10 protein-coding genes are annotated in these 13137 nt (G+C 65.9%); 4 read left to right on the top strand and 6 right to left on the bottom strand.

Going from position 1 to position 13137, the window contains the following annotated elements:
• Window positions 1-33: 33 nt before the first annotated feature.
• Window positions 34-822, bottom strand: a complete 789-nt coding sequence (locus IPP28_04765; protein ID MBL0040358.1) for a hypothetical protein — start codon at window positions 820-822, stop codon at window positions 34-36.
• Between the two features lie 3 nt (window positions 823-825).
• On the bottom strand, window positions 826-3801 hold the full coding sequence (locus tag IPP28_04760) for a glycosyl hydrolase (GenBank protein ID MBL0040357.1): 2976 nt from the start codon (window positions 3799-3801) through the stop codon (window positions 826-828).
• Window positions 3802-3929: 128 nt separating this feature from the next.
• On the opposite strand from IPP28_04760, the gene IPP28_04755 reads away from it, so the two are divergent.
• Both IPP28_04755 and IPP28_04750 read left to right on the top strand, forming a co-directional pair.
• Window positions 3930-4817: a GGDEF domain-containing protein gene (locus IPP28_04755; protein MBL0040356.1), complete on the top strand. Its 888-nt coding sequence runs from the start codon at window positions 3930-3932 to the stop codon at window positions 4815-4817.
• 5 nt (window positions 4818-4822) lie between these two features.
• The gene (locus IPP28_04750) at window positions 4823-6622 is read left to right on the top strand and encodes a diguanylate cyclase (protein MBL0040355.1); all 1800 of its coding nucleotides are present in this window, start codon (window positions 4823-4825) and stop codon (window positions 6620-6622) included.
• Window positions 6623-6626: 4 nt separating this feature from the next.
• On the opposite strand, the gene IPP28_04745 is transcribed toward IPP28_04750, so the two are convergent.
• The gene (locus IPP28_04745) at window positions 6627-7826 is read right to left on the bottom strand and encodes an FAD-dependent monooxygenase (GenBank protein MBL0040354.1); all 1200 of its coding nucleotides are present in this window, start codon (window positions 7824-7826) and stop codon (window positions 6627-6629) included.
• An 80-nt stretch (window positions 7827-7906) separates the two neighbouring features.
• Between IPP28_04745 and IPP28_04740 the strand changes: the two genes are divergently transcribed.
• Window positions 7907-8893 carry a zinc-dependent alcohol dehydrogenase family protein gene (locus IPP28_04740; GenBank protein ID MBL0040353.1) on the top strand — a complete coding sequence of 329 codons (987 nt, stop codon included), beginning with the start codon at window positions 7907-7909 and terminating at the stop codon, window positions 8891-8893.
• Window positions 8894-8896: 3 nt separating this feature from the next.
• Here the strand turns inward: IPP28_04740 and IPP28_04735 are convergent, their stop codons facing one another.
• Window positions 8897-10069 carry a VWA domain-containing protein gene (locus tag IPP28_04735; protein ID MBL0040352.1) on the bottom strand — a complete coding sequence of 391 codons (1173 nt, stop codon included), beginning with the start codon at window positions 10067-10069 and terminating at the stop codon, window positions 8897-8899.
• A 243-nt stretch (window positions 10070-10312) separates the two neighbouring features.
• On the opposite strand from IPP28_04735, the gene IPP28_04730 reads away from it, so the two are divergent.
• Window positions 10313-12613: a serine/threonine protein kinase gene (locus tag IPP28_04730; protein MBL0040351.1), complete on the top strand. Its 2301-nt coding sequence runs from the start codon at window positions 10313-10315 to the stop codon at window positions 12611-12613.
• Between the two features lie 64 nt (window positions 12614-12677).
• Here the strand turns inward: IPP28_04730 and IPP28_04725 are convergent, their stop codons facing one another.
• Both IPP28_04725 and IPP28_04720 read right to left on the bottom strand, forming a co-directional pair.
• Window positions 12678-12887 carry a hypothetical protein gene (locus IPP28_04725; GenBank protein ID MBL0040350.1) on the bottom strand — a complete coding sequence of 70 codons (210 nt, stop codon included), beginning with the start codon at window positions 12885-12887 and terminating at the stop codon, window positions 12678-12680.
• Between the two features lie 34 nt (window positions 12888-12921).
• On the bottom strand, window positions 12922-13125 hold the full coding sequence (locus IPP28_04720; GenBank protein ID MBL0040349.1) for a hypothetical protein: 204 nt from the start codon (window positions 13123-13125) through the stop codon (window positions 12922-12924).
• Window positions 13126-13137 lie beyond the last annotated feature (12 nt).

Raw genomic sequence — 13137 nt, 5'->3', positions numbered from 1 at the left:
TGTCACGGCCGGTATCGCGGTGCGCCGTGGCGATCAGCCCGCTTCGATCAGGACCTCGTCGGTGCGCAGCCAGCCGGAGACGCAGCGGCCGCGATACGGTTCCGCGCCGGGAATCGACTGCATGACGCCGCAATCGAGCTTCGGCTTGTTCGCCGGCCGGATGACAACGCCGAACCATTCGCCATCGGCCGAGGTTTCACACAGATGCACGACATCGGCATGCTGGATCGTCGCGACCGCAGCGCCCGCATTGCTGCCGCGCTCGCGCACGATGCCGGGCGAGGAGCGCGAGAGCTGCGCGATGCCGGTGCAGGCGTCGAAGCGTGAGCCGCGAGCGCCGATGCGGACCGGCACGCGCCCCTTCTCCAGCAGGTCCGCCGATTGCGCACGCGACAGCGAACTGCCACCTGCGACTTCACGTGCGGCGGTCGCTTCCAGCACCCAGGCGGTGCGGTGCAGGTTCGACGTCGCGGCTGCGAGCGTGCCATCGATCGTCACATGGCGGCCGACCCAAGCGCGCAGGGTCGCCTGCAGCGCTTCGTCCGCGACCAGCTGCACGGCCTTGATCGCACCGCCCGCTGCAGTGTCCTTCGATCCGACACAGGTGGCGCGATCCAGGGCGAGCAGGATCACGCGGTCGATCGCATCGGACTTCGGCTTGTCGCCGTAGCGACGAGCACCGTACACATCGATGCCGTGCACGATGCCGCCAAGCGTCTGGCCCGCCGCACCCGGCGTGAGACAGGCCTCTTCGGCGGCGGCACCGCCCGCCAGGGCAGCGGCCAGCACCGCGAGCGGTGCGACAAAACGCAGATGGTTCATGGATCAGTCCTCTTTTCCGCGAATCTTCATGGCCGGGACCGCGCGCGGCTTGCGCGGCTCGGGTGCGGTGATGGTGAACGGGGTGTCGGAAGTGGTGTCGGCCAACTGCAGTTGCAAGGTGTATTCGCCCGGCATCAGGTACAGGCGATGCCCGAGCCGGATGGACTCGGCGTACGGCGTCTTGGCCAGCCGGCCGCTGTCATCCGCGGCCTTGGCATCGGCGTCCTTCGGCTGTTTGGCTGCGGCCTCGCGCGCGTCCTCGGCGAGCTTGTCGTTTTTCGCCTGCTCCGCCGCCAGGGCCAGATCCGGATCGATCAACAGGTCCCATTCCAGCCGGTTGATGCCGGGCTCGGCATGGACCACGATCTCCTTCAGAAGTTGCTTGTCGGCATTCAGGACCCAGAGCTTGCCCGTGCCCGCTGCCTTGGCCCAGTAGTGGATCGTCGTCGTCGGCAGGTCGGGGGTTTCGTCGAACCAGCGCGATGGCCGCGAACGCCAGCCGCGGTCGCCCTCGACGTCATCGACATGGAACAGATGTGCGGGCTTCGCGCGCACTTCGGCGGTGAGTTCCTGGATCGGCAACGCGTCGACGATCCAGACGCTGCGTCCGTGCGTCGCCGCAACCAGCTGGCGATCACGCGGATGTACGACCAGGTCATGCACCGGCACGTTCGGCAGGCCGGCGTCGAGGGTCTGCCATGCCGCGCCGCGGTCCAGCGAGACATAGACGCCGCGGTCGGTGCCGACGTACAGCACGTCGGCATTGAGCGGGTCTTCCTTGATCACGTTCACCGCTTCGGCCGGCAGGTTCGCGCTGATCGAGCGCCAGGTCTTGCCCAGATCCTCGCTCACGAACACGTAGGGAATGGCTTCGTCGTTGCGATAGGTGTTGAAACTGACGTAGGCGCGGTCGCGCACGTGCTGCGAGGCGAACACGCGCGACACCCAGCGTTCCGGCAACTTCGCCGAGACCTCGCGCCAGTCGTTGCCGCCGCCGGTGGTGATCCAGACATGGCCATCATCGGTGCCGGCCCAGATCAGGCCGAACTGCTTCGGCGATTCGCTGACCGAGGTGATGGTCGCGTACGGCACATCGCCACGCTGCGTGCTGGTGGTCAGGTCGGGGCTGATCGCGCCCCAGGTGCGGCCGCGATCGAAGGAACGGAACAGCTGGTTGGCGCCGAAATAGACGACATCGGGATTGTGCGGGCTCAGCAGCACCGGCGTGTTCCAGTTGTAGCGCAGGGCCGGTGTACCGAGCTTCTCGCGCGGCCGCACTTCGTGGCCGGCGGAAGAGCGATAGAAGCCGAACTGGTAGCCGGTGTAGACGGTCGCGTCGCGCGGATCGATCGCGACATGCATGCCGTCGCCGCCACCGATGAAGGACCATGCGTCGGCGTCGTCCCAGCGCGCCTCGGACGAGCCTTTCCAGGTGCCGTTGTCTTGCAGGCCGCCATAAATGTTGAAGGGCTCGGCCATGTCGACGCCGACCGTGTAGAACTGCCCGACCGGTTGGGCATCGAGCTTGAGCCAGGTCTTGCCGCCGTCGTAGCTGATGTCGAGACCGCCATCGTTGCCGCCGATCATCCGGTCCGGGTTCGCGGCATCGATCCACCACGCGTGGTGGTCGACATGCACGCTCGGCGGATTCATGCCGGTGAAGGTCTTGCCGCCATCGCTGGAGGTGATCACCGGCATGCCGAGGAGGTAGATCAGGTCGGCATTCGTCGGTGACACGCGGATCTGTCCGAAGTAGTAGCCGTAGGTGTAATTCACCTCGCTGAGCACGTCGGCGTGGGTCTTGCGCCAGGTCGCGCCGGCGTCGTCGGAACGCCAGACTTCGAGGCCGTGGATGTCGGTATTGAACAAGGCCGCCTCGGCGTCGTTCAGCGCATCGACCAGATCCTGCACGCTGACCTCATCCGCCTTGACCTTCGCGATCAGGGTCTTGGCATCCAGTTCGGTGTCGAGATCATTGCTGCGGATGAAGCTCTCGATTTCCTCGGGGTCCTGGGCGAGGAATTCGTCCTTGCTCATGCGCTTCAGGCGCCGCGCCGACAGTGGTCGATCGCCGAGGTCCTGCTGGTCGGCCGGCAGTTCGGCCCAGTTGTCGATGCTGGCGTACAGCGTGCCAGGCTGCGACGCCGACGCCGCGAGACCGATCCGGCCGACCTGCGGGCCACTCGGCAGGCCACCGCCCAGACGCGCCCAGGTCGCGCCGCCATCGACCGATTTCCAGATGCCCGAACCCGCGCCCGACTCGACGAAGTTCCAGGCGGTGCGCGAGCGCTCCCAGGTCGATGCGTACAGCGTGCCCGGCTGTGTCGGATCGAGGACGAGATCGATCACGCCGGTATCGCCCTCGCCTTTCAGTACCTGGGTCCAGCTGGCCCCGTCGTCGCGCGTGCAGAACACACCGCGACGGCCGTTGCGGGAGTAGAGGCTGCCGATCGCGGCCACGCAGACGTGCGTGCCGTCCCTGGGATCGACCAGCACGCGGCTGATGCGATCGACATCGGTCAGGCCGAGGTGGACGAAGGTCTTGCCGCCATCGTCGCTGCGGAACACCCCCATGCCGCCGTAGCTCGATCGCGACGAGTTCGGCTCGCCGGAGCCGATCCACAAGCGCTCGGGTCGATGCGGGTCGACCGCGATATCGCCGGTGATCATCGTCGGCAGCGCATCGCTCAAGGGCTCGAAGCCGACGCCATTGGTCGTGGTCTTCCAGACGCCGCCGCTGGCGTAGGCGACGTAGAAGCCGTACGGCTGGCCGGGGATCGATTCGACGTCGACCACGCGCCCGCCTTGAACGGTCGGCCCGAGCGCGCGCCATTGCAGGCCATGAAACAGCGACGCGCGCTCCAGCGCCTCGTGCTGCGACCACGCCTGCCAGCGCGGATCGGCGCCATCGCGACCATCGAAGGCCTGGGCGACCGCGGCCGACAGGAGGGCGGACAGGAACAGGGACGATCGCAGCATCTGGTTCGACTCCGGAGCGGGACGGCGACGATAGCCGCGCCGCCGGGTTCAAGCCATGCCGATCCGGTGCCGACGTGACGAGCCGTGGCGCGGTGCGGGATCGCGGCGCAACGCGTACACTTTCGGCCATGTCCGGACCTGATCCGCAAACCACGCAACGCCTGCGCCTGAATCTCGGCGACAGCGGCGGCCGCCCCGGTGCGCGCATCGTCGTGATCCATGGCGAAAACCTCGGTGCACAGATCGAAGTCGGCGACAGCGCCGTGGTCGTCGGCCGCTCGGTCTCGTGCGATCTGCAGATTCCGCACGCCAGCGTGTCGCGCCAGCACTGCCGCATCGTCTTCGAGCGCGAGCATTACGTGCTGGAAGACCTCGGTTCGACCAACCAGACCCTGGTCAACGAGGAACCGGTGACGCGCATCGAACTCCACGATGGCGACCAGATCGCGGTCGGCGACGCGGTGCTGAAGTTCATGCGCCGCGAAAGCCTGGAGGATCGCTATCACCAGGCCATGGTCGAGCGCGCCACCGTCGACACCCTGACCGGCCTGCCGAATCGCCGGGTCTGGCGCGAAGCGCTGGAAAAGGCCGTGATCGGTGCGCAGTCCGGGGCATCGCTGTCGCTGGCCTTCGTCGATCTCGACCATTTCAAGCGCATCAACGACGAGCTCGGCCATCTCGCCGGGGACGATGTCCTGCGCGCGGTTGCGACCGTGATCCGCAACGCCCTGCTGGCCGGATTCTTCGCCGGCCGCCTCGGCGGCGAGGAATTCGCGGTGATCCTGCCGAACACGTCGCTGCAGAAAGCCATCGACTACAGCGAAGCCTTGCGCCGCGCGATCGAGGCCCTGCAGCCGGAGTCGGCCGGCGTGCCGCGCCGCATCACCACCAGCATCGGCGTGGTGCAGTGGCAGATCGGCTACCAGACCAGCGCCGAATTCATGCGCGCCGCCGACGCCGAGCTGTTCCGCGCCAAAGCGGCCGGACGCAATCGGGTGTGCTGGGCGAGCCCATAGACGATATGCGTCGCGCCGCATGGTTCCTGCTGGCCTGCATCCTGCTGCTGCCGATCGGCCGCGCGCGTGCGCTTGACCTGGTCGGGGACGAGCGCGACCTGAGAATGGGTCAGGTCGCCACCGTCCTGCACGATGTCGACAGTCGCTGGAACCTGCAGGACGTCATCGCGCGCACGGCGGAGTTCGCGCCGCCTCGCGATCATCCCGACCTGAGCTTCGGCTACAGCACCGACACGATCTGGATGCGGCTGCCGGTGCAGTCGCGTGCGACCGGCGAGCAGGCCTGGCGCATCGAATTCGAATACGCCACGGTCGACCGCATCGACGCCTATTTCGTTTCCGCGCGCGGCACCGATCATCAACAGAGCGGCGATCGCGTGCCGTTCGCGGCGCGCAGTTATCCGCACCGCAATGCCGTGTTCACGCTGCGACTGAAGCCGGGCGAGCGCGGCGTGCTGTACCTGCGTGCCAGCTCGCTCGGCACGATGACGCTGTCGTCGGCGATCTGGAGCGAGCAGGCCTTCCGCGCGCATTCCGAGGCGCAGTACACGGCGAATGCCCTGTACGTCGGGGCCGCACTGGCGCTGGCCCTGTACAACCTGTTGCTGTTCGCGGTGCTGCGCGAGCGCTCGATCCTGCTGTACGTCGCCTTCGTGCTCTGTTTCGCGACGGCCGTGGCCGCCATGACCGGTCTCGGCGCGCAGTTCCTGTGGCCAAACGCCGTCGATCTCGGCAATCGCATGCTCGGCATCGGCTTTGCGGCCTCGAGCCTGCTGGCCGCGATCTATGCCCGCGTCTACCTCGATACCGCGCGCCACGCGCCGCACTGGCATCGGGTCCTCGGCGTGCTGAGCGGCGCCCATGCCGTCGTGCTGGTCGTGGCAATGGTCGGGCCGATTCGTCCCGCCTTCCAGCTGATGTCGGCGGGCGGCGTGCTGAACGCGATCCTGATCTTCAGCTGCGGCCTCGTCTGTGCGTGGCGTGGCGTTCCCGGCGCGCGGATTCTGGTGCTGGCCTGGTTCGCGCTGTTATTCGGTGCGTTGCTGACGTCGCTGCGCAATTTCGGCCTGATTCCGAACAATCTGCTGACGGCCAACGCGATGCCGATCGGCTCGGGTCTGGAAATGCTGCTGCTGTCGTTCGGTCTCGCCGCGCGCTTCAATGAACTGAAGCGGCAGAAGTCCGAGGCGCAGGCGTTGCTGCTGGAGTCGCAGCAGGCCGCGCTGCGGCAGGTGCGGGAGCATGAATCGGCATTGGAACGTCATGTCGCCGAGCGCACCGAACAGCTCGAGGCCGCGAACGTGCGGCTGCGCGAACTGGCCCTGCACGACCCGCTGACCGGCCTCGCCAATCGCACCGCACTGGACGCGCATTTCACCGCTGCGTTCGCCCAGCGCCGCGACCATCTGCGCGTGCTGCTGATCGACCTCGACGGCTTCAAGCACGTCAACGACCGCTACGGCCATGGCATCGGCGACCGCGTGCTGGCGCAAATCGCGCAACGCATCCGCGACTGCGTTGGCCACGACGACATCGCGGCGCGCCTGGGTGGCGACGAATTTGTCGTGGTGACCCCGGACGCGCGCAGCGAGATTGCCGTTCGCGTGTTGTCCGATCGCATCCGCGATGCGGTCGCGGTGCCGATCACGCTGGACGACGGCGTGGTCCGCATCACCGCCAGCATCGGCGTCGCCGGACTGGATACCGACACCGCCGATGCCCGCGACCTGCTGATGCGCGCCGACCGCGCGATGTATGCCGCCAAGGTCTCGGGCGGGGACCGCGTGCACTGGGCCGAACACTGAGCGGCTAGAGCGGCAGGCGCCCGAACCAGCCGCGCTTGAGCCCGGTCAGGATCTTCAAGGACTCGCCGCGTGCGATCGGCATCCGGCTCAGCGGCAGGAACAGCAGGTCGCGCCACCAGGCCAGCGCATCCAGATCGGACTGGAACAGCGGTGTCAGCCAGCGACTCAGGAACTGGTAGATCGCGAGGTGGGCGGCGCGGGTGCGCGCATAGTCGTCCAGCGCGGATGCGATCGTCGTCCCGCGCTCCAGCGCTTGCGACAAGGCCTGCGCATCCAGCAACGCCATGTTCGCGCCCTGACCAAGCTGCGGACTCATGCCGTGGGCTGCGTCGCCGATCAGCACGACCCGGCCACGATGCGGCTTCGCGAGCACCACATCGCGATAACTTGCGCGTCGCCAGGCCGACAGATCGGTCATCGCGCGCATCAGTCGTTCGGCATCGGGCCACAGGCGTCCGATGGCGTCATGCACCGGTGCGATGCCGCCGGCCAGCACGGCGTCGAGATCCGTCGTGCGCACGCTCCAGTAGACACTGAGCTTGCGCGCCGCCGGCGCCTGACCGGGCAAGGTGCCGACCGGCAACACGCCGCACATTTCACGGGCGCGGCGATAGCGCTGCTCGAGATCGTGGTGGAAGCGGTGGTGCAGGTCGTCGGCCAGACACCAGATCGCGCCCCAGGGATACAGCGCATCGCGCAGCACGTGTTCGGCCAGCGCCTGGCGCAGCGCGGAATGCGCGCCATTGGCGACGATGACGAGATCGAACGGTCCGTGACTGCGGCCATCGTCCGTGCAGTAGGTACCGCATTCGGCATCGACCGACGCGACATGGACGCCGGTCTGCACCGACCCAGCCAACGCATCGGCACTGCGCAGCACCTCGAACAAGGCGCCACGCTGCATGCCAAGTCCGTTCGATCGCGGATCGAGGTCGGCATAGCGCATGTCCATGATCGTGCGTCCGCGCTCGTTCTCGCCGTGCAGGCGGTCGATGCGGGCACCGCACAGCCGGGCGACCTCGCCGAGACCGAGTTCATCGAGCACCGACAGCCCGGTCGGCTGCAGCAGAAAGCCGGCACCGACCGGGCGCAGTTCCGGCGCCTGCTCGACCTGATGGATGCGATGGCCCTGGCGCTGCAGGTACAGGCTCGCCGCCTGCCCGGCGGTGCCATATCCGATGATCGCGATGTCGAGCGGCTTCATGCGGCGAGCTTAACCTCCGGCGCATGTCGTCGGGGTCGCCCGCGACTATGCTCGGCATCCCATCCGCAGGAAGCCCTCCCATGAAGCGCGCCCAGTACAGCGAACGCGGCCCGGTGCCGCAGAACGTGATCGCCGCCGTCGAGTTCACGACGCCGGAACTTGCATCGGGACAGGTGCTGATCAAGGTGCTGGCGGCACCGATCAACCCGTCCGACGTGCTGACGCTGACCGGTCAGTACGGCATGCTGCCGCCGCTGCCGGCGATCGGTGGCAACGAAGGTGTGGGCGACATCGAAGCACTCGGTCCGGAGGTGAGCGGCCTGACGGTCGGGCAACGCGTGTTGCTGCCGGTCGGCATCGGTACCTGGAGCACACATGTGGTCGCCGACGCGAAGAAGCTGATGCCGCTGCCGAACTCGGCCGACCCGGTGCAGCTGTCGATGATGACGGTGAACCCGCCGACCGCAGCGCTGATGCTGAGCGAGTTCGTCGACCTGCAGCCCGGTGAATGGGTGATCCAGAACGCCGCGAATTCGGCGGTCGGCGGTTACCTGATCCAGCTCGCGCGCAGCCGCGGCCTGAAGACCGTGAATGTGGTGCGGCGCGAATCGGCGATCGCCGATGTGCGCCAGCACGGCGACGAGATCGTGCTGGTCGATGGTCCCGATCTCGCGAAACGCGTGGGTGCGGCCACCGGCGGCGCCAAGATCCGTCTCGGCATCGATGCCGTCGGCGGCATGGCGACAGAGAATCTCGCGCGCTGCCTGGCCGAAGGCGGCACCCTGGTGAACTATGGCGCGATGAGCGGCGAACCCTGTTCGATCTCGCCGGCCTCGTTCGTGTTCCGCGACCTCACCCTGCGCGGCTTCTGGCTCGCACTCTGGTTCCGAAAAGCGACCCCGCAACAGCAGATGGCCGTGTACGGCGACATCGCGCGTCGCATCGCCAGCGGCGAACTGCATGCACGCGTGCATGCGACCTACGGCGTCGACCGGATCAAGGACGCCGTCGCCGCGGCCGCGGCAGGCGAGCGGTCCGGCAAGATCGTGGTGGTGCCGAACGGCTGATCGCTACCGCCGCAACGCCGCGATCGCCCGGTCGAGCCCGGCCAGCGTCAACGGAAACATGCGTTCTCCGATGAGTTGCTTCGTCATCTGGATACTCGGTGTCCAGTCCCAGGTCGCTTCGGCGACCGGATTCAGCCAGACCAGCTTCGGCCAGGTTGTGGCGACGCGCGCCATCCACGTGGCACCGGACTCTTCGTTCCAGTGCTCGATGCTGCCGCCTGCTTCGCTGATCTCGTAGGGCGCCATGCTGGCGTCGCCGACGATGACGACGCGCCAGTCGGCCGGGAACTTGTGCATGAGGTCGAACGTCGCTTGGGTTTCGCCATAACGACGGTGGTTGTCCTTCCACAGCCGCTCGTAGATGAAGTTGTGGAAATAGAAATGTTCGAGGTGCTTGAACTCGCTGCGCGCTGCGCTGAACAGTTCTTCGCAGAGCTTGATGTGTTCATCCATCGAGCCGCCGATGTCGAACAGGACCATCAGCTTGATCGCGTTGTGGCGTTCGCGCCGGTACTTGATGTCGAGCCAGCCGGCATTGCGCGCGGTGTCGCGAATGGTGCCGTCGAGATCGAATTCCTCGCGCTCGGCATTGCGCGCGAAGCGGCGCAACTTGCGCAACGCGACCTTCAGGTTGCGGGTACCGAGTTCGACCTGGTCATCGAGATTGCGGAACTGGCGCTGCTCCCAGACCTTGACCGCACGCTTTGCGCCGCCCTTGCCCCCGATGCGCACGCCTTCCGGGTTGTAGCCGCCATGCCCGAACGGCGAGGTGCCGCCAGTGCCGATCCAGCGATTGCCGCCTTCGTGCCGGCCCTTCTGTTCCTTCAGGCGCTCGGCCAGTTGCTTCATCAGTTCATCGAAGCTGCCGAGCGACTTCAGGGCCGCGCGCTCCTCGTCGCTGAGCAGACGCTGCATCTGCTGCTGCAACCACTCCTCGGGCACTGCAGCCGGATCGGCGAACACGGTCGCGATGCCGTCGAGGTACTGGCCGAAAATGCGGTCGAAGCGATCGAACTGGGTTTCGTCCTTCACCAGCACGAGCCGCGACAGGGCGTGGAAGCGCTCGATCGACAGATCGGCGAGGCCGGCGCGCACCGCCTGCAGCAGGGTCAGGTATTCGCCGACGCCGGGCTTGAGTCCACCGGCGCGCAACGCGAGGAAGAAGGAGGTGAGCATGGCGGCATTGTGCCAAAGCCGTGGCGCGCGCGATGACCGCGGACACGACTTGTGGCAGATTGCCGGTTCGATCGCACAGGACACGGCATGAGCCAGCACGACCAACCGCAGACAGGCACGATGACGAATTCGGTCGATCCCCTGCTCGCCGACACCGCCGCCGGCGCGCGCACCGCGCGCGACGCGTCGCTGCCGGAACAACTGGGCGAATTCCGCATCCTCGGCCTGCTCGGGCGCGGCGGCATGGGCGCGGTCTATCTGGCCGAACAGCAGCAACCGCAGCGTGAAGTCGCGCTCAAGGTGCTGCGTGGTGCGCAGGACGACCCCGACGCGTTGCGCCGCTTCCAGCTTGAGGGCGAGGCGCTGGCCCTGCTCGACCATCCGAACATCGCGCATGTGTTCGCCACCGGCGTCGATACCCGTCTCGGTGCCAATGTGCCGTATCTGGCCATGGAGTTGGTGCGCGGGCGCCACTTGCTGGCCGATGCCGATGCGCGCGGTCTGGATGCAAATGCGCGCGTGCGACTGATGCTCGAGGTTTGCCAAGGCGTGCTGCATGCGCATCAGCGCGGGGTGATCCATCGCGATCTGAAGCCCGCCAACATTCTGGTCGACGGCGATGGACGCCCCAAGATCATGGATTTCGGCATTGCCCGCGTGATCGACGAGCGCGGCGATGGCGCGACACGCCTGACCGAAGCCGGCCAGGTGGTCGGCACGATCCCGTACATGAGTCCGGAGCAGCTGCGCGGCGAATCGCGCAAGATCGACGTGCGTACCGACGTGTTCGCGCTCGGCGTGATTCTCTACGAATTGCTGAGCGGCAAGCGCCCGCGCAATCTCGACGCAAGTTCGCTGTTCTCGGCGATCAAGAGCGCCGAGCGCAATCCGATGGTGCCGCTGGCGAAGATCGAGCCTAAGTTCGGTGGCGACCTCGACACCATCGTGATGAAGGCGCTGGCGGAGTCGCCCTCGCAGCGCTACGCGAGCGTCGCCGACTTCGCCGCCGACCTCGAGCGTTACCTCGACCATCGTCCGATCGAAGCCCGCGCACCGAGCACGCTCTACATCGCCCGCAAGTTCGCCCGCCGCCACCGCGCCCTCGTCGCCGCCGCGTCGATCGCGTTCGTTGCGTTGATCGCCGCGACCGTGTTCTCGCTGGTGTCGGCACAGAAAGAACGCGAGGCACGCGCTGTCGCCGAGGCCAACGCGGAGATTGCAAGCTCGGTCAGCGACTTCATGAGCACGATGATCGCCGCAGCCATTCCGGAAAATGCACTCGGCCGGGATGTCACGGTGAAGGAAATTGTGGCGCAAGCAAAGCGCAGCTTTGAAACGTCGCCGCCGGGCAACCTGAGGGTTCGCGCCGCAATTGCGGATCAGCTGGCTCAGGCCATGGTCGCCTTGGCCGACTACGATGGCGCCGATAGCGTGCTTTCCGAGACGTTCAAGGCGGTCGACCAAGCCGGCTCGAGCTTCTCGACCGAACGTGGATTGCTCCGTCTCCAACAGATCAGCGTCATGTCGAGCCGCGGGCTGAACGCCGATGTCGAGCGGGAGGCTCAACGCGAAATTGAGACGATCCGCGGCGTCGACGAATCCTCCGTGATTACCCTCGCCCAGCTCCGACGACTGCTGGCTGGTGCGCTGGCCAATCAATCGAAGTTCGACGCCGCGCTGGAGCAGCTTCAGCTGATCGAAAGTCTGCCCGAGCTGCCAGGACAGGACGACGATCTCCTTCGCGACGGTGCCCGCAGCGATCGTGGTGCGGCGCTTCAGAAAGCCACTCGATATTCCGAAGCAGAAGCACTGCTGAGGCCCCAGATCACGTTCTTGACCGACAAGTACGGCAGCGATCACGTCATGACGCTGAATGCCACGCAGATTCTTGCGGCGACCCTGCAACTCGCCGGCAAGATGGAGGATGTTGAGGAGCTTCTGGAGAAGGTCTATCAGGGGCGCTTGAAGATCTACGGGGAGATGCACCCGGAGACAATGACCTCGCAGCAGAATCTTGCGACGGTGATGATTGTCAAAGGCAGGCAGGCCGAAGCAGTGCCGTTGCTGAGACAGTTGATTGAGCGCATGACGGCCATTCGTGGTGAGTCGCACCAATTTGTCTTGGTGGCGATGAACGTGTTGGCTTATGCGCTCGATGATCTGAATCAACTCGACGAGGCCGAAAAAGTCTATCGCGACGTGCTGCGCATTCGGACCGCGGCCCACTTGACCGATGCGGAGACATTCGCCACTCAGAACAACCTTGCCATGTTGTTGATGAAACGCGGCGATCTTGAAGCCGCCAGACGCGAGTTCGTTTCACTTCTGGCGGCAACTCGACAAGTTCTCGGTGACGACCACGTTTATGGCCACTTGTTTGCGAACAACTACGGCGAATGCCTGACCAAACTCGGTCGCTATGACGAAGCACTGAAGGAGTTACGCGCGAGCCACAATGGTCTGGTCGCGACTTTCGGTGCAGAGCACGAGCGGGTGAAGAAGTCGCTGGCGCGCATCGCCGCGGCTGAGAAGCGCGGCGGATAGATTCACTAGCCCACTACAAAGCGAGATCGAACGGCGGCGAGCAGATTGCCCGCCACCTGTTGCATCAACGAATGATCGAATTGAAGCTGCGCGATTCGTCCTGCACCGACTCCAATTGCGCGGGGGTGTTTTCGTTCGCCGCTTCGTCGTTCTCGGACTCAAGGAGCGATGCCATCCAACCCCAAAGACCAAATGTCTCTGCCTCATCACTTGCGGTTGCGTGGGCGAATGGCGCAACGAACAGTAACGGCAACACCAGCACAATCATCTTCATTTCGACCTCTCGGATCAGGTTGATAGTTCGGCGATTAGCGCGGACCGAGACCGAGCGCGGTATCGATGTTCGCGAGCGAAGCTTCAACCCCCTGACTGTCGGCAACCTCCGCATTGTCGCTCTCGAAAAGCGAAACCAACCAAGCCCAGATGTCGAGTTCTTCAGTCTCGGTCGCTGCTGCAGCATGAGTTACCGGCGCGCACATCGCGAGGGCGGCGATCAGGACGAGTTTCTTCATGGAACCACTCCA

The sequence above is a fragment of the Lysobacterales bacterium genome, assembly GCA_016721845.1.
Lineage (GTDB): Bacteria > Pseudomonadota > Gammaproteobacteria > Xanthomonadales > Ahniellaceae > JADKHK01.
Note: the sequence above shows the minus strand (reverse complement) of the source record. Positions and strands in the feature narration are given on the sequence as shown.

What these genes read in the sequence shown, in the direction of transcription:
- IPP28_04765 (MBL0040358.1), bottom strand. Translation starts at nt 822, where the DNA reads ATGAACCATCTGCGTTTTGTCGCACCGCTCGCGGTGCTGGCCGCTGCC.
- IPP28_04755 (MBL0040356.1), top strand. Translation starts at nt 3,930, where the DNA reads ATGTCCGGACCTGATCCGCAAACCACGCAACGCCTGCGCCTGAATCTC.
- IPP28_04730 (MBL0040351.1), top strand. Translation starts at nt 10,313, where the DNA reads ATGGGCGCGGTCTATCTGGCCGAACAGCAGCAACCGCAGCGTGAAGTC.
- IPP28_04745 (MBL0040354.1), bottom strand. Translation starts at nt 7,826, where the DNA reads ATGAAGCCGCTCGACATCGCGATCATCGGATATGGCACCGCCGGGCAG.
- IPP28_04735 (MBL0040352.1), bottom strand. Translation starts at nt 10,069, where the DNA reads ATGCTCACCTCCTTCTTCCTCGCGTTGCGCGCCGGTGGACTCAAGCCC.
- IPP28_04760 (MBL0040357.1), bottom strand. Translation starts at nt 3,801, where the DNA reads ATGCTGCGATCGTCCCTGTTCCTGTCCGCCCTCCTGTCGGCCGCGGTC.
- IPP28_04725 (MBL0040350.1), bottom strand. Translation starts at nt 12,887, where the DNA reads ATGAAGATGATTGTGCTGGTGTTGCCGTTACTGTTCGTTGCGCCATTC.
- IPP28_04750 (MBL0040355.1), top strand. Translation starts at nt 4,823, where the DNA reads ATGCGTCGCGCCGCATGGTTCCTGCTGGCCTGCATCCTGCTGCTGCCG.
- IPP28_04720 (MBL0040349.1), bottom strand. Translation starts at nt 13,125, where the DNA reads ATGAAGAAACTCGTCCTGATCGCCGCCCTCGCGATGTGCGCGCCGGTA.
- IPP28_04740 (MBL0040353.1), top strand. Translation starts at nt 7,907, where the DNA reads ATGAAGCGCGCCCAGTACAGCGAACGCGGCCCGGTGCCGCAGAACGTG.